This window comes from uncultured Cohaesibacter sp., from assembly GCF_963556055.3.
GTDB lineage: Bacteria > Pseudomonadota > Alphaproteobacteria > Rhizobiales > Cohaesibacteraceae > Cohaesibacter.
The window spans coordinates 123,096-138,976 of sequence record NZ_CAUVYE020000007.1 but is presented as its reverse complement, the minus strand read 5'-3'; the positions used below and the strand labels follow the sequence as shown (position 1 = coordinate 138,976).

At 49.6% G+C, this 15,881-nt stretch carries 16 protein-coding genes; 8 read left to right on the top strand and 8 right to left on the bottom strand.

Annotation, left to right across the window (positions count from 1 at the left end; all coding sequences use genetic code 11):
• Positions 1-37: 37 nt before the first annotated feature.
• The 4 genes from ACHZB8_RS02150 to ACHZB8_RS02135 form a co-directional block, all read right to left on the bottom strand.
• A complete protein-coding gene (locus ACHZB8_RS02150) occupies positions 38-439 on the bottom strand; it encodes a helix-turn-helix transcriptional regulator (RefSeq protein WP_316858402.1) in 402 nt (133 codons plus the stop codon).
• A 54-nt stretch (positions 440-493) separates the two neighbouring features.
• Positions 494-1,114 carry a Smr/MutS family protein gene (locus ACHZB8_RS02145; protein WP_316858401.1) on the bottom strand — a complete coding sequence of 207 codons (621 nt, stop codon included), beginning with the start codon at positions 1,112-1,114 and terminating at the stop codon, positions 494-496.
• A gap of 1 nt (position 1,115) precedes the next feature.
• Complete coding sequence (locus ACHZB8_RS02140) at positions 1,116-2,228, bottom strand: MltA domain-containing protein (RefSeq protein WP_316858400.1); 1,113 nt, start codon at positions 2,226-2,228, stop codon at positions 1,116-1,118.
• Between the two features lie 100 nt (positions 2,229-2,328).
• Positions 2,329-3,072, bottom strand: a complete 744-nt coding sequence (locus tag ACHZB8_RS02135; RefSeq protein ID WP_316858399.1) for a Tim44/TimA family putative adaptor protein — start codon at positions 3,070-3,072, stop codon at positions 2,329-2,331.
• 145 nt (positions 3,073-3,217) lie between these two features.
• Here ACHZB8_RS02135 and ACHZB8_RS02130 point away from each other — a divergent pair, with 145 nt between their 5' ends.
• Positions 3,218-3,799: an FxsA family protein gene (locus ACHZB8_RS02130; protein ID WP_316858398.1), complete on the top strand. Its 582-nt coding sequence runs from the start codon at positions 3,218-3,220 to the stop codon at positions 3,797-3,799.
• A gap of 301 nt (positions 3,800-4,100) precedes the next feature.
• Positions 4,101-4,598, top strand: coding sequence for a protein-export chaperone SecB (gene secB / locus ACHZB8_RS02125; protein ID WP_316858397.1), 498 nt, complete (start codon positions 4,101-4,103; stop codon positions 4,596-4,598).
• Between the two features lie 135 nt (positions 4,599-4,733).
• Here the strand turns inward: secB and dnaQ are convergent, their stop codons facing one another.
• The 4 genes from dnaQ to ACHZB8_RS02105 are packed head-to-tail and all read right to left on the bottom strand — an operon-like array spanning position 4,734 to position 7,599.
• Positions 4,734-5,471 carry a DNA polymerase III subunit epsilon gene (gene dnaQ, locus ACHZB8_RS02120; protein ID WP_394706072.1) on the bottom strand — a complete coding sequence of 246 codons (738 nt, stop codon included), beginning with the start codon at positions 5,469-5,471 and terminating at the stop codon, positions 4,734-4,736.
• A 49-nt stretch (positions 5,472-5,520) separates the two neighbouring features.
• Positions 5,521-6,123: a dephospho-CoA kinase gene (coaE, locus tag ACHZB8_RS02115; RefSeq protein WP_316858395.1), complete on the bottom strand. Its 603-nt coding sequence runs from the start codon at positions 6,121-6,123 to the stop codon at positions 5,521-5,523.
• Positions 6,124-6,135: 12 nt separating this feature from the next.
• Positions 6,136-6,999 (bottom strand): shikimate dehydrogenase, encoded by an 864-nt coding sequence (locus tag ACHZB8_RS02110; RefSeq protein ID WP_316858394.1) that lies wholly within the window; start codon positions 6,997-6,999, stop codon positions 6,136-6,138.
• A gap of 3 nt (positions 7,000-7,002) precedes the next feature.
• A complete protein-coding gene (locus tag ACHZB8_RS02105; protein WP_316858393.1) occupies positions 7,003-7,599 on the bottom strand; it encodes a Maf family nucleotide pyrophosphatase in 597 nt (198 codons plus the stop codon).
• Positions 7,600-8,231: 632 nt separating this feature from the next.
• Here ACHZB8_RS02105 and hemE point away from each other — a divergent pair.
• The 6 genes from hemE (at position 8,232) to rsmG (ending at position 15,861) form a co-directional block, all read left to right on the top strand.
• Positions 8,232-9,263, top strand: a complete 1,032-nt coding sequence (gene hemE, locus ACHZB8_RS02100; RefSeq protein WP_316858392.1) for a uroporphyrinogen decarboxylase — start codon at positions 8,232-8,234, stop codon at positions 9,261-9,263.
• Positions 9,264-9,330: 67 nt separating this feature from the next.
• A complete protein-coding gene (gene hemJ / locus ACHZB8_RS02095) occupies positions 9,331-9,780 on the top strand; it encodes a protoporphyrinogen oxidase HemJ (protein ID WP_316858391.1) in 450 nt (149 codons plus the stop codon).
• Positions 9,781-10,043: 263 nt separating this feature from the next.
• A complete protein-coding gene (rho, locus tag ACHZB8_RS02090; RefSeq protein WP_316858390.1) occupies positions 10,044-11,309 on the top strand; it encodes a transcription termination factor Rho in 1,266 nt (421 codons plus the stop codon).
• A 303-nt stretch (positions 11,310-11,612) separates the two neighbouring features.
• The gene (mnmE, locus tag ACHZB8_RS02085; RefSeq protein ID WP_316858389.1) at positions 11,613-12,953 is read left to right on the top strand and encodes a tRNA uridine-5-carboxymethylaminomethyl(34) synthesis GTPase MnmE; all 1,341 of its coding nucleotides are present in this window, start codon (positions 11,613-11,615) and stop codon (positions 12,951-12,953) included.
• A gap of 314 nt (positions 12,954-13,267) precedes the next feature.
• Positions 13,268-15,112, top strand: a complete 1,845-nt coding sequence (mnmG, locus tag ACHZB8_RS02080; protein WP_316858388.1) for a tRNA uridine-5-carboxymethylaminomethyl(34) synthesis enzyme MnmG — start codon at positions 13,268-13,270, stop codon at positions 15,110-15,112.
• A gap of 95 nt (positions 15,113-15,207) precedes the next feature.
• Positions 15,208-15,861: a 16S rRNA (guanine(527)-N(7))-methyltransferase RsmG gene (rsmG, locus tag ACHZB8_RS02075; protein WP_316858387.1), complete on the top strand. Its 654-nt coding sequence runs from the start codon at positions 15,208-15,210 to the stop codon at positions 15,859-15,861.
• Positions 15,862-15,881: the final 20 nt, after the last annotated feature.

The following is a 15,881-nucleotide window of genomic DNA, read 5'->3' as shown; positions in this document are numbered from 1 at the left end:
AATCGGGGGAGGGGAGGTTGCCCGGGAATTCCAACTCTCAATGCTGATCGCGCAGATCATAGGTGCCCAGTCCCCCGCCACGAGAGGATGCGGAGCGCACTTGCAGAATAAGGGCCTCAAGGCTTTCCTTGTTCAGCTGATCAATGCGCTCGGCCAACAGATTGGCCAACTCTGTCGCCTGCGGTTCAAGCCCAGCGGTGCGGATGGTCGGGTTCGGATCGGAAATCTCGGCCAGACGTTGCAACTCCTCTGCTTCATCCCAGATCACATTGAAATAGGCTATGATCCGTTGAATGAGAAACCAGGTGGGCTTGCCACGTTTGCCATGTTCGAGCGCAGACAGATAGGCACTGGAGACATCGAGACGGTCTGCCATTTCTTTCAGTGTGATTTTGCGCTCTTTGCGCATACGCCGTAATTTTGCTCCAAATGGAGTCATGGCCTGCAATCCTTGCTGTCCTGCCCCTTATCGGGTTTTCTACTGTCCCCAAGTCTATTTGTTACGCCGCCTCAAACGGATATGCAAGGCACCTGCGCCACCAAGTGAGCGATGTGCTTCTTCAAATCCAACAATGATGGACCTGATATCCGGTTCGGAAAGCCACTTGGGAACGACGCGCCGCAAGACTCCCTTTTCAGGACCGATCGAGTAGGTTTCCCTCTCGCCTGCGCTGCCCTTGCCGGTTATGACAAGCACATGCCTGTGATCTTGCAGATGACAACTGCGGAGAAATCCAAACAAGGCTGAATGAGCCTCTTTCTGGGTCATGCCATGCAGATCAAGCCGCGCATCGATTGACTTCCGCCCCTGAATGATCCGTTTTTTCTCCCTGCGATCAAGCCCGGCTAAAGGTGGGATTTTCTTGGCATTTTCAACGCCACTGCCTCGAATACCTGCTTCTTTCAGAAAGTTGAGCTCAGCCGCACTGGCTCTTTTCCGCTGTGCGGGATGTTCCGGATCTGCTTCGCTTTCCGGTTTTCGTGCGTGCTGATGATCAAGGGTCTTGATGAGCGCTTTCAGTTCGGCGGATTTACCATCAAGAGGCGTCACCGTGCTGGCAACCTTGTGCCAGAGCTTTATGTCCTTGCGGCTGAGAGGGGGCTTCCTGGCCATATCAGTGCCTCTCCCAACCGACTGAGCCAGTGTCCTGTCTGGGCATCAGGCATGTAAAACGGGTTTTCTGCTGAAGTTTCCCCGCCAAAATCCCGGCATCCGGCCCTGTCCCAACAAACAGGTCGCCTCTGGCCGCACCCTTGATCGCCGATCCCGTATCATGGGCAAAAACAAGCTGCTGAAAGGGTTGGTCTGTCCCTTGTCGGTCTGGCAGTGTGGTTTCGAGCCAGAATGGCAAACCGAATGTGTGGCGATGTCGGTCCACGGCAAGGGAGCGCATGGGCGCAAGCGGAACGCCTGCGGCTGCCTTTGGCCCATATCCGGGGGTGGTTTCATTGCTCTCAGAGACGGCCTTGAAAAAGATATAGGACGGATTTTGCCGTAACAGATCGACACCTTCTTTGCCTGTATCGCGCAAATACTGAATCAATTTATCCATAGTTATTGCATTTTTTGTAAAAATACCTTTATTAATCAAATACTTACCTAATGACTGATAAGGATGGCCAGATTTGCCATCAAAGGCAATGCGTAAGGTCTTCCGATTGCCGAGGTCTATTTGTGCTGAGCCCTGAATATGAATGACAAACGCATCGAGAGGATCTTTCAACCAGATCAGTTCGAGATCCTTGCCATCCAGAGCGCCATCCATCACCTCGGCACGATCATAATGAAATTCAAATCCCTGATCCGTCTTGCGCGCAAAACTCGTCTCTTCTGTAAAGCCCGCTGCCTTTGCATCCTCGGATGAAAGAGCAACCAGATCATCAGGGCGCTTGTGAAGAGGCACGTAGAATATCTCGTCCCGCTTCACTCTTCCTTCCACAACCGGTTCATAATATCCGGTCAGCAATCCGGGCTTATCAATGAAAAAGGGTTCGAAGTGGGTCTCGAAAAAAAGCCGCGCTGCATGCTGATCAAGGATTTTAGGCTGTGTGAGTGCCTCCTTGGCGATACGCAAGAGGGCGTCTGCCCTGGCACTGCCAACGCGGCTGGTTGGAGGCTTTTGCAGCAAAGGAGCAGCTGAATCACAAAAGACGGCAAATGCCGTCTTATGATCGTGAGCGTACCATCCGGCAAGGTCGTCAAAATCTGTCTTTTTGAGACCTGCCATCAATCCTGCCGCTCCTTGCTTTTCTTCGCATCCGCTTTTGTCCGCGCATTTTTCATCAAACGCGGACATCTCTTACCATTTGAGCAGCAGATGTAAAGAATTATTGAGCCGACTCGGTTCCGATCAGCTTCCAGTTCGGGTTGCGGCTGGTAACATCGCGGCTGAATGTCCAGATATCGGTGACTTCTTCCACTGCATTGGGATCGCCTTCGATGACATGGCCGATGTCATCCTTGGTGCAAGAGGTGATAGATGAGACAAAGCGAACGGTGATCTGAGCATCTTTGCCAGCCACTTCCGCTTCGATAATGGAAGATTTGTCGATTCCGATGAAAGTGAATTCAACGCGCAGCTTGTTGGCCTCGCGCTCATCGAGAGCAGCACTGAAACCGGTAAAAACATCTGACGCCAACAGCTTTTTCAACGTCTTGCGATCCCCCTGCGCATAGGCGGTCACAATCATTTCGTAAGCTGTGCGGGCACCAGCGATGAAGGATTTGGGATCGAAATTCCTGTCCATGGCCATCAACTGGCTAAGGGCCTTGTTAAGAGATGAGCCAGCAGGCGCGATCTGTTCGATCCGTTTGGTCTTCTCTTCCTCGCTTTCCTTTTCACTCTCATTCCGATCCGGCAAGGCAATCACATTGTCGCCGACATCATCATGGACTGGATCACTCTGTCGCGGTGCCTTTTCTTCGGCAGATTCCCGATCAGCGAATGGATCGAAAGGATCCGCTTCGTTGCCTGTTCTTGTGCCCAAGACATCTCGTAATCGCAAAAACAAGACAACCGCAATGATGAGGAAAATAATCGAAGTGACATCGAAACCGAGGAATTGTGACATAAAGCTCGCCTTGATCCATTTGTTTTGCAGAAAAGACCTGCAAGTTTCATAATTCTATCTATATTTAGGGAAGGGTTCCTTGCAAATCTATATTGGATGACGAAAGGAGCAGAATAAACACAGACTTTTTAGGAGAATGTAAAAAGTGCCTCAACGATCGCTCTTTCCTTTTGTCCCGTTTTTACTGTTGGCAGTGCCGATTCTGGAAATTTGCGTTTTCATTCTCCTGGGCCAGCAAATCGGCGTCGTCTATACATTGCTCGGCATTCTGCTCACCGCCATGATCGGAACCGTTTTGTTACGGCATCAGGGTTTTGCACTCTTTGGCCAGGCACAACAGCAAATGAATGCCGGCAAGCTTCCGGGACGTGAACTTGCCCATGGAGTCATGCTGCTGGCCGCAGGGCTGTTGTTGCTGACACCGGGTTTTGTCACAGACACTTTTGGTTTCCTGCTATTGGTCCCTGCCATACGGGATGCCATTTTCGCCTATTTCAAAAGCCGCGTTTCCTTTACCACCATGCAAGGTCAGACATTCTCGCAAAGCTATGATTCCTCAAGCGGCACCCATTATGAGACCCACAGCTATCAAAGCTACTCCGGCAACTCGAAATCGGATGATCCTTCCATCATTGATCTTGATGAAGATGACTTCAACGAGGTAGCTGATCATAATGTCATCTCAAACGGGAATTCCAACCATTCCCCTTGGAACAAGAATTCCTGAACCCTGTTTCGGGATATTGTTCAATTGGCATTGTATGATAGCATAACAATAGGCAAATTGGGCAAATGCAGCCGTTCAGCAGGCCTTTTCCTTGTTTCAGCCTATCCATCATGCTACAGGCTGGTTTCAAGACGTAATCGTCTTCACGATTGCACCCGAAGTGCCCAGCGGATCAAACAAAGTGTAAAATCAATCGCCCGACTTGCGATTCATTCAAAATTTTGGATTATGGGCGCTGAAACTATGTGGGTTCCAATTGGAATCAGGACTTGTTCAACCCAATCTATCAGGAAACAGTTTAATGAGCGACGCAACTGAAAATGGCTCAGCGGCCGGCGAACAAATGCAACTGCCTGGCCTCAGAATTCTGGCCCAATATATCAAGGATCTGTCTTTCGAAAATCCAAATGCTCCAGATTCCCTGCGTCCTCGCGAGAAAGCACCGGAAATCAACGTTCAGATCAATGTGAATGCCACTCCGCTTTCCGAAAGCGAATTTGAAGCAGAGCTGACGCTGAACGCCACTGCAACCAGCGAAGACAGCACCCTGTTCAATGTCGAGCTTCTATATGCCGGTATTTTCTCGATCTCCAATGTGCCTCAGGAGCAATTGCATCCATTTGTGATGATCGAATGCCCTCGCATGCTTTTCCCATTTGCCCGTCAGATCATTTCCGACGCAACCATGCGCGGCGGCTTCCCTCCCTTGAATGTGGATCCGATTGATTTTGCAATGCTGTATCGTCAGCGGATGATGGAAATGGCCGCTCAGGAGCAGGCAAAACAGACCGAACAATAAGGGTTCAGCCCTTTCTGTTGCACCGATTGAAAAAGCCGACCTTCTTGATAAGGTCGGCTTTTTCTTTTTAATCCGAGAATAAACTCGGTAAAATTTTAATCTGGTTTCACGTGAATCCAATTCGCTTGCGCGTATCTATGTCTCTTCTGTCTTCAGATCCGGCAGATACTGCGCCCAAAGGCTTTCACCCTTCATTTTCGCTATGAATGCCAGATGTGCTTCCAGATCTTCATCCTGCAAGCGGGATGGAAGGTCTTGCGAGCGTTGTTTCGCCCGTGGCCGATTATTGAGACTGCTCTCGTCCTCATCGGTATGCGCGCTTGAAAGATCCTTGTCTTCACCCGAAAGCAGAAGGCTCGTCTGTCGTCCACCAATCAGCTCAAGATAGACATCGGCTAGGATCTCACTATCGAGCAGGGCGCCATGCAGGGTTCGCTTTGAGTTGTCGATGCTGAAGCGATTGCACAATGCGTCAAGGCTGTTGGGCCCGGCGGGAAATTTCCGCTTGGCCATCGCCAGGGTATCGATCACAAATTCGGGCTCGATTTTCGCAAAGCCAGCCTTTTCCAATTCCCAATTGAGAAATTTGACGTCGAATTTCGCATTGTGCGCGATAATCACCGTATCCTTGATAAAGGCGTGAAAGCTTTCGGCAATTTCGGCAAATTTCGGTTTATCGGCGAGGAATTCTTCCGACAGACCGTGAATCTTGTAGGCCTCTTCGGGCATATCCCGTTCAGGATTGATATAGACGTGAAAATTGTTGGTCGTGGGCAGGTGGTTGATCAGTTCCACACAGCCGATTTCCACCACGCGATCACCGCTGAAGGGATCAAGGCCCGTGGTTTCCGTATCGAAGACAATTTCTCGCAAAGCCATAGAAAATCCGTTTCTTGAGCCAAATCAGTTGGCGAATTATCGACTATTTATCCCGGTCTGCAAAGCGGCTTCTGATATCGTCAAGAATTGCGTCCACCTGTTCCTCGGCGGCCTTGAGACCTTGTCCGGTATCAAGACTGTAATCCGCTCGTGCCTGCTTTTCCGCGTCTGGCATCTGTCGGGCCAGAATTGCTTCAAACCGCTCGCTGGTCATGCCGGGACGAGCCAGAACGCGTTCGCGCTGCACCTCTTTGGGAGCCGTCACAACCAGAGTCACATCGACCCGGTTTTCGGCACCCGTTTCGAACAGGAGAGGGATGTCGAGCACAACAATCTCGGCACCATCGAGTCGGGCCTGTTCGAAAAATTCCTGCTCCTTTTCCCGCACCAGGGGGTGAATCAGAGCCTCAAGCCTTTTCATGGCATCTGCATTACCCAACACCCGTTTTGAAAGAGCAGCGCGATCGACCCCTTCCGGCCTTGTCGTTCCGGGAAATTCCGCCTCGATGAGCGGTACTGCTTCCTGTTCATAGAGCGCATGAACGGTGGCATCTGCATCATGCAGCGGACAGCCGCGCGCGATAAACATCTTGCCCGTGGTTGTCTTGCCCATGCCTATGGAGCCGGTTAGGCCGATTTTGATCATTATTTCAACCTGTTATTTGGTTTCCAAAACCTGCTCACGCAATTGATCGGTTACTGTGGGGCGGACGCCGAACCAATGTTCAAAGCCGGGAACAGCCTGATGAAGCAGCATGCCAAGACCATCAACGACCCTGTTGCCCGCTTTTCTTGCCTGCCGCAAAATGCCGGTTTCAAGCGGATTATAAACGATGTCTGTCACCAGAGCAGAGCTTTGCAACCCTTCGAGCGACATCTCGAGCGGAGGCTGACCTATCATGCCAAGACTGGAGCAATTGACGACAAGATCGATATCTTCAAGCTCAGCTGAGCGGTTATCCCAGTCGAGAACCGAAACGCGTGAGCCAAATCCGAGATTTGCAAACAGCGATGCCAACTCCTGTGCCCGCGCCATGGTGCGATTGGTAATGACAAGTTTGTCAAAGCCTCGTTCAAACAGTCCGTTGATGATGGGTCTGGTTGCGCCGCCCGCACCCAGTATCAGGGCCTTACCCCTGTCCAGTTGATCCCAGCCCGGTGCCTGTTGATCAAGATTGGCAAGAAAGCCATAACCATCGGTATTGTCCGCATGAAGCTGACCCTCTTCAAACCAAAGGGTATTGGCCGCGCCTAGTCTTTCGGCCGTCGGGTGAATGACATCCACATGAGCCAGAACAGCCTGTTTGTGAGGGATGGTCACATTTCCCCCGACAAAGCCTTGATTCTTGAGCGATGAAATGAAGGATGCCAGATCATCCGGATGCACTGCTATTTTTTCATAAGATCCTTCAAGACCATGCAGCTTTAGCCAATGACCATGAATGATCGGGGATTTTGACTGTTCGATCGGCCAGCCAATAACAAAGACTTTTTTTGTTGGATTGTTCGACTTATTCACCACGATTTACAACTCCAGACCCTGTTCCTCTCGCAAATAGCGCAAAAGCGGCAAAAGCGGCAATCCCAGAATCGTAAAATAATCCCCTTCGATCTTCTCAAAGAGTTGAACACCAAGACCCTCCAACTGATAACAGCCAACACTGGAGCGGACCTGATCTCCGACGCGGGCCATATAATGACCGATTTCAGCCGGGCTCAGCGCGCGCATGGTCAATGTTGCGGTGGATGTATGGCGCCAGAGCGTTTCGCCATCTTTGACAATCGCGACGGCAGAATGCAACTGATGATCTTGTCCACGCAAATCGAGCAGTTGGCGACGTGCAGCCTCATCATTTTCAGGCTTGTTGAACCGCTTGTCCTTGAAACCAAGGGTCTGATCAGCCCCTATTACAAGATGTCCGGGATTGCGGGACGAAACATCCTGGGCCTTCACTTCTGCCAATAGTGCCGCAATATCCTGAGCTGGCGCACCGGTCGCCAAAAGGGGTTGTTCTGCCGCCCGTTCATCAATTTCGGCCGTACAGCATAGAAAAGTGAGGCCTGCATTCGTCAACAAATTGGCGCGTGCCTGGCTTTTGGAAGCGAGAATCAATGGAAGCATGGATTTATCCGCATCGGTTTCATGTATGCCCTGTTTATTCCAATCCGTTGAAAAGGGAAACCGGACAAGAAATGCAAAAGCGTTTCTGGTTTTGGAAAAATCCGGCTATTTGCAAGAAAAATGCGACCAAGCGTCACGGAAATGTCGTCTTGACATTGTACATGCTGGCTCAAGCGATTCTTCCCCAAGGGCTGTGTGTAATGGGGGATAAATCTTATCCAAATTGCGGGGATGCGATTTCATGCTTGTTGTCGTTATTTTCATCCCCAAGCAGCATGAAGCCCGGGTCAATTTGTTAACACTCTGTTAATCGAGATTAACAAACAGTAAATACACAAACTGTTAAATTTTGATTAATTTGTTATCTCCCAAACATACCCAGACTTGACCACAGGCTTGTTCGCGGAAAAACACGCATGAAGGCATTTGTCCCCGGAATTCAAAAAATCAATTCCAGACATTTTCCGTCTGCTTTTTTTCTTTCCACGAGGGGACTGTGGGGAAAATGTGACCGAAAATGAACTCCCACAATCCACGGCCTAAAAGAATAAACAAAAAATTAATATAAAAATTTTATTAGGTCCCGTTTTGGGAATCATGCTCAGATACGCTGGCAAACGGAGAAGAAAATCGTGACCAACAGACGTTTATTGAATGTCCTCAATGGGCAAACCGAGACGATACCGCCAATTTGGCTCATGCGTCAGGCAGGTCGATATCTACCGGAATACAGGGCTATTCGAGCAGAAGCTGGCAGTTTTCTCTCTCTTTGCTACAATCCTGATTTCGCGACCGAAGTGACATTGCAACCGATCCGTCGATTTGGTTTTGATGCGGCAATCCTGTTTTCCGATATTCTGGTTGTTCCTGATGCGATCGGCCGATCTGTTCAGTTCGTTCATGGCGAGGGACCCAAGCTTGATCCCATTTCTGTCGAGGAGATCAATGATCTTGTTCCGGCAATGGTCTTGAGCAAATTGTCTCCGGTTTACGAAGCCGTTGAGAAAATCCGGGACAAACTGCCCGATGAAACCACCCTGCTGGGATTTTGTGGCGCACCATGGACCGTTGCGACCTATATGATTGCCGGCCAGGGAACGCCTGATCAGGCACCGGCGCGATTGTTTGCCAGAAAAGAACCCGAAGCCTTTTACATGCTGATCGACAAACTGGTGGAAGCATCCGTTCTCTACCTCGTCAAGCAACTCGAAAGTGGGGCCGATGCGGTACAGATTTTTGATAGCTGGGCTGGCGTGCTGGATGATGACCTCTATGTCAAAGCTTCACGGGATCCCATTGCGCGTATCGTCAAGGGTGTACGCGAGAAAATTCCTGGTGCCAAAATTATCGGTTTTCCAAAAGGAGCCGGTTTGAGATTGCCCGATTTTGTCAAAGAAACCAAAGTCGATGCAATCGGGCTTGATTGGACGGTTCCACTTGATTGGGCGAGAGATAATCTGCAATCCCATGTGGCCTTGCAGGGTAATCTTGATCCGACCTTGCTTGTCAGTGGCGGAGATCAACTGGACGCTTCCATTGATCGGATCATGCAAGCATGGAGCAGTGGACCCTTTATTTTCAATCTCGGACACGGTATTTCCCCGCAAGGCGATATCGATCTGGTGCACAGGCTTATCAACCGCGTTCGTTCATACGCTTCGTGATTCAAGATGAAATCTTCTTGCGAAGAGATTTGTCATGATTGGAACTTTGTTTTTCTGAGAGCTGATAATGGAATTTCTACAATTTCTTGATTATAGCTGGACTAAAGCACTGCATATCATATGCGTGATTACATGGATGGCAGGTATTTTTTATCTACCAAGACTGTTTGTCTATCATGCGATGACTGAAGTTGGATCAGAGAAATCTGAAATATTTAAAGTGATGGAAAGACGCCTTCTGAAAGGCATCATGAATCCGTCTCTTATAGCCACCTGGATATTTGGACTTTGGCTGGCCTTTCCGCATGGTATCTGGACGAGCGATGCTATTTGGCTTCATATCAAGTTTTTACTTGTCTCTTTAATGACCATTTATCATATGTTTTGTGCCAGATACGTAAGAGTATTTGCAAATGACGCGAATCAGAAGAGCCATGTCTTTTATCGTTATTTTAATGAAATACCGACATTGTTAATGCTGGCGATCGTTATTCTGGCTGTCGTCAAACCTTTTTAGATCCCGATTGACGAAGTTTTTATGCTAGCAATTGGTCTCAATTTACCTCTTTAGATTGGTGTTTCGCAAAAATTTTGTAATATAGGGCTTGCCCGGGTTTGGCGAAACAGCTATGTTCCGCCAAATCGTTAGACAACGAATTTGCTTGAGAGCGTTTCCTACTCAACTCTCAAGTTCACTGCAAAGCGTAAGAACAAAATAAGCGCTTTGTCTCTCCTTACTTTTTCCCTTGGTTGCTTATCCCCTTATAAGAGAGTTTCGCTATGCGCGAAATGAAACTAAAAGAACTCAAACAAAAATCCCCAACAGAGCTATTGAACTTTGCCGAAGAGCTCGAGGTTGAAAATGCCAGCACGCTGCGAAAGCAGGAGCTGTTGTTTGCCATCCTCAAACAGTTGGCAGAAAAAGAAACTGATATCATTGGCGAAGGCGTCGTCGAGGTATTGCAGGATGGCTTCGGCTTCTTGCGTTCTCCTGATGCCAATTATCTTCCAGGGCCGGATGATATTTATATTTCTCCTTCCCAGATCAGGCGTTTTTCCCTCAGAACCGGTGATACGGTCGAGGGTCATATTCGCAGTCCCAAGGAAGGCGAACGCTATTTTGCGCTGTTGAAGGTCAACAGTGTCAATTTTGAAGATCCGGAAAAGGCTCGGCACAAGGTTCATTTCGATAACCTGACGCCCTTACACCCGGATGAACGGTTCCAGTTGGAATCAACCGATCCTGCCGGCAAGGATATGTCCAGCCGAGTGATTGATCTGGTTGCTCCGCTTGGCAAGGGTCAGCGCGCGCTGATTGTCGCGCCGCCACGGACAGGTAAAACCGTTCTTTTGCAAAATATTGCCAAATCCATCACGGCCAATCATCCCGATAGTTGTCTCATCGTTTTGCTGATCGATGAACGGCCTGAAGAGGTGACCGACATGAAACGGACGGTCAATGGCGAAGTGGTTTCGTCCACCTTTGATGAGCCAGCCGCTCGCCACGTTCAAGTGGCTGAAATGGTGATCGAAAAGGCAAAGCGTCTGGTTGAACATGGACGAGACGTGGTCATTCTGCTTGATTCCATTACGCGTCTCGGGCGTGCCTACAACACCGTTATTCCTTCCTCTGGCAAGGTTTTGACCGGTGGTGTTGATGCCAATGCCTTGCAGCGTCCAAAGCGCTTTTTTGGTGCCGCTCGAAATATCGAGGAAGGCGGGTCGCTGACCATTATCGCGACGGCTTTGATCGATACCGGTAGTCGCATGGACGAGGTGATCTTTGAGGAATTCAAGGGCACCGGCAACGCCGAGATTGTTCTGGATCGCAAAGTTTCCGACAAGCGTATTTTCCCCGCGATGGATATTCTCAAATCCGGTACCCGCAAGGAAGAGCTTATGGTGGACAAGAAAGATCTTCAGAAGGTCTTTGTTCTTCGTCGTATTCTGAGCGCCATGAGCAATGTGGATGCCATCGAGTTTTTGCTCGACAAGCTGCGTTCAACGAAAAGCAATGCCGAATTCTTCGACAATATGAATACCTGATCGGGTTTTCAAAGGTCGTTTTGGGCTTGCCCAAAAGACGTCAAGAGACTAGAAAGCCGTTTGACACTGGTCGAACGGCTTTTTCATTTGCACCTGTGCCTTGTCTTGTGACATCAAAACCGGCTCTGCAACGGAGCATGTTTGTGCATTATGTAAACTGTTTTCAACTCAAGACATATCTCGATCAAGGCAAATCGCGTATTTTGCCTTTGCTTGTCGTTTGAACTGTTTGCCTTGAAGGGCTGACAGTGTCTGAGAGGGAGAAAAGCGGTTCAGCTTTGAAGTTTCGCAAGGATCAATCTTATGGATAGAGATACCATTTTCGCTCTGGCTAGCGGCGCCGTACCTGCGGGAATCGCAGTCGTCAGGGTTTCGGGGCCAAAAGCGCGGGATGTCATGAACCAATTGGTTGATAGCGAACCAAGCCCGAGATTTGCTGCCTTGCGTTTTGTGACTGATCCGGCCAATGGCAGAGTCATTGACCAGGCAATCATACTGTTTTTTCCAGCGGAAAAGAGCTTTACCGGTGAGGAATCCGTAGAGTTCCACTTGCATGGTGGTCGAGCTGTGGTGCGGGCGATGTTTGATCTTTTGTCCGGCTTTGAAGGATGCCGAATGGCCGAAGCTGGCGAGTTTACACGTCGGGCTTTTGAAAATGGCAAATATGATCTGACCGCTGTCGAAGGGCTGGCCGATCTTATTCACGCCGAGACGGAAAATCAGCGAAAACAGGCCATGCGACAAGCGAGTGGTGCGCACAAAAGCGTCATTGATGGCTGGCGGGAAACATTGCTTTACTCTCGAAGCATGATTGAAGCAGAGCTTGATTTTTCTGATGAAGAAGACATTCCGGGCGCTGTGTCCGATGTTATTTGGCCAAAGCTTAAACGGCTTACCACCGAAATGGAAAGCCATCTTTCCATGGCGGATCGCGGTGAGCGGTTGCGAAACGGATTGACGGTTGTCCTTGCCGGGCATCCCAATGCTGGCAAATCCTCCTTGCTCAACTGGTTCGCAAAGCGTGATGTAGCCATCGTTACGGATGAAGCGGGGACAACGCGCGATTTGCTTGAGCTGCATCTGGATATCGAGGGATATCCCGTGACGATGATCGATACGGCTGGCTTGCGCGTTTCTAATAGCAAGGTCGAGAAAGAGGGTATTCGCCGGGCTCTGGAAAAAAGCGAGAATGCCGATTTGTTGATCGAAGTGATCGATGGCACGGATCCAAATGCCAGGGTCAAACTCAATAGTCATGCCGAGCGGATGGTTTTGTTTAACAAGCAGGACAAGGTGGGCGAGGGGGCTGACTCGCAGATTTCTGAGGATCCGGACGAAAATTCCTATTTTGTATCAGTCAAGGCGGGCACAGGAATGAATGATTTTTACGAATCATTCGTGAAACAGATCCAAAATCTGTTTGATGGTGCGGAAGATGTGCTGATTACGAGAAAGCGGCATGAAGAGAGTCTTCGTTCGTGTGTGGAAAACGTTAACAAATCCCTTACATCCACAGAATTGCCATTGGAAATTCGATCCGAGTTCTTGCGTATGGCTGGGGACGACCTGGGGAAAATCACTGGACGAATTGATGTCGAGGAAATGTTGGGCGTGATTTTTTCACAGTTCTGTGTGGGTAAATAGTGGATCGTTTCACGTGAAACATTGAATCTGAGATTCGGACTTGACTCTGTTTCACGTGAATCACGAAAAACGTCAATCTTCTGAGTTTCACGTGAATCCGTTCGCCTGTATCCAAGGCTAGCATGTGAAATGTAAACAAGTTCTGAAGAAAATGGCCCGTAGAATGGGATGTAGCAATCGACTGCGCTTATGAAATGGGCTGATATCTGAATTATTGGGGCGACACCAACCAGAATCTGATAGTTTGAAAAGAAAAATACAGGTGATCGCAAGTTTGAGCCGAACAGGATTTCGGTCAATCGTAGAGGAAGTCAATGAACCGGTTTGATGTTGTTGTGATAGGCGGTGGTCATGCAGGAGCAGAGGCAGCGGCGGCGGCGGCGCGTGTTGGTGCGTCTGTTGCCCTTGTTACCCAGAATCGAAATACCATCGGTGTGATGTCGTGCAATCCGGCAATTGGCGGTCTTGGCAAAGGACATCTGGTTCGGGAAATTGACGCGCTTGGTGGGATTATGGGGCTTGCTGCGGACAGGGGCGGTATTCAGTTCCGCCTGTTGAATCGGCGCAAAGGGCCAGCCGTACAGGGGCCAAGAGCACAGGAAGACCGAAAACTGTATCGTGACGCTGTTCAATCGCTGTTGTTGGAGACGGGCGGTCTGGAGGTCATTGAAGAAGAGGTTTCGGATTTGTCCATCGTCGATGGGCGTGTCACTGGTGTCACCTTGTCGGATGGCCGGGATATTTCGTGTGGTGCTGCCATTCTGACGACCGGTACGTTTCTGAGGGGACTTATCCATATCGGCGAGAGAAGTTTTTCCGCCGGACGTATGGGAGATCCTGCGGCAAATGATCTTTCCATGCGATTAATGTCGGAAAAGTTTCGCCTGGGTCGGCTGAAAACCGGGACTCCGGCGCGTTTGAATGGCAATACGATTGATTACAGCGCACTTGCAAAACAGCCCGGAGATGCCGAGCCTGTTGCGTTTTCCTATTTGACACAGGCGATTTCGACGCCACAGGTGGATTGTCATATCACTCGGACGATTGACAAGACGCACAAGATCATTCGCGACAATATGAATAAGTCGGCGCTGTTTTCCGGGAAAATCGAAGGAATCGGGCCGCGTTATTGTCCTTCGATCGAGGACAAGATTTCGCGCTTTGGCGACAGGGACGGACATCAGGTCTTTCTTGAGCCTGAAGGGCTTGATGTTGATACGGTCTATCCAAACGGGATTTCAACATCGCTGCCGGAAGATGTGCAGGATGCCTATATCCGTTCCATTCCGGGCCTCGAGAATGTCGAAATCAAGCAGTATGGTTATGCAATTGAATATGACTATATCGACCCGACGGAGTTGAAATCCACGTTGGAGACCAAGAGGGTGTCCGGGCTTTATATGGCCGGTCAAATCAATGGCACGACCGGATATGAAGAAGCTGGCGCACTTGGCTTGATTGCCGGTCTCAATGCCGCCCGACAGTGTGGGGGGCAGGATGGTATCACGCTCAAACGCTCGGACGCCTATATCGGTGTGATGATTGATGACCTGATTACAAAGGGTGTTGTCGAGCCTTATCGGATGTTCACGTCACGGGCCGAATATCGTTTGTCTTTGCGTGCTGACAATGCCGATCAGCGTTTGACCGAAAGGGCGGATCAGTGGGGTTTGATCAATGATGAGCGTCGGCGGTCCTTTTCTGCGAAAAAGCAGGAGATTGAGGCCATTACTGCATTGGCCAACGAAAAGAGCCTGACACCCAATGAGGCCGAAAAGCATGGTCTGAAAATCAACAAGGATGGGCAGAGACGCTCGGTCTATGAATTGCTGGCCTATCCGGATCTTGACCTTGATCGTCTTACGGAAATTTGGCCGGAGTTCGGGAGTTTCTCGAAAACCGTCCGTGATCAGCTGGAAATCGAGGCGCTTTATCAGGTTTACATGGAACGGCAAATCGATGATATTGAGACTTTCAAAAAGGATGAAGCGCTGAAAATACCGGCGAGTTTGAAGTTTGATGAGATCAATGGATTGTCAAATGAGCTGAAGCAGAAATTGTCTCATGTTCGTCCGCAAACGCTGGGTCAGGCGTCGCGTATTGATGGAATGACACCGGCTGCCCTTACCTTGGTTCTGGCACATAGCAAGCGCTTATGATGCCTTGAGATTTTGCTTTTTGGCATTTTGTAGCCAAAGGGCAGGGCGGGCTTGTCTGCTGTTTTTTTTCGATCCCGAGAGGAGTGACTTTGTAAATGGATTTGACATCGAAACAACGGGGTGTCGAACTGATCTCTTCGATGGTAGAGGTTTCACGTGAATCGCTCGAAAAGTTCGAGGCCTATGAGGCTTTGGTGCGTAAGTGGCAGCCTGCACAGAATCTCGTTGCGGCCAAGACGCTGGATGAAATCTGGGAAAGGCATATCGCGGATAGTGTTCAGATTTATGCCGCTTGTCCCGACGCGCGCCACTGGGTTGATCTGGGGTCTGGTGCCGGGTTTCCGGGCCTGGTGACAGCCATTTTGCTTGATGGTCTTGAAGAGGATTATCAGGTGCATATGGTGGAAAGCAACGGGAGGAAGGTTGCCTTTCTGAGAACTGTGGCGCGTGAGCTTGATTTGAAGGTGAAGGTGCACAGCGAGCGGATCGAATCAGTGTTGTCCGAGTGGACTGGTCCGATAGATGCATTCAGTGCGAGAGCGCTGGCATCGCTCGAGAAATTATGCGAATTTGTATATCCTTTCATTACCGAGACTTGTGTGGGTGTTTTCCACAAAGGGCGTGACTTTGAGCGAGAATTGTCTGAGGCTAGTGTGCGGTGGAATATAGATCTGATACAAGAAAAAAGCAGAACTGATCCAGAAGCTAGAATCGTTATTTTGCGCCGCTTATCACCCAAAAACGCATAGTGAAACAAATGCGAAGTGAG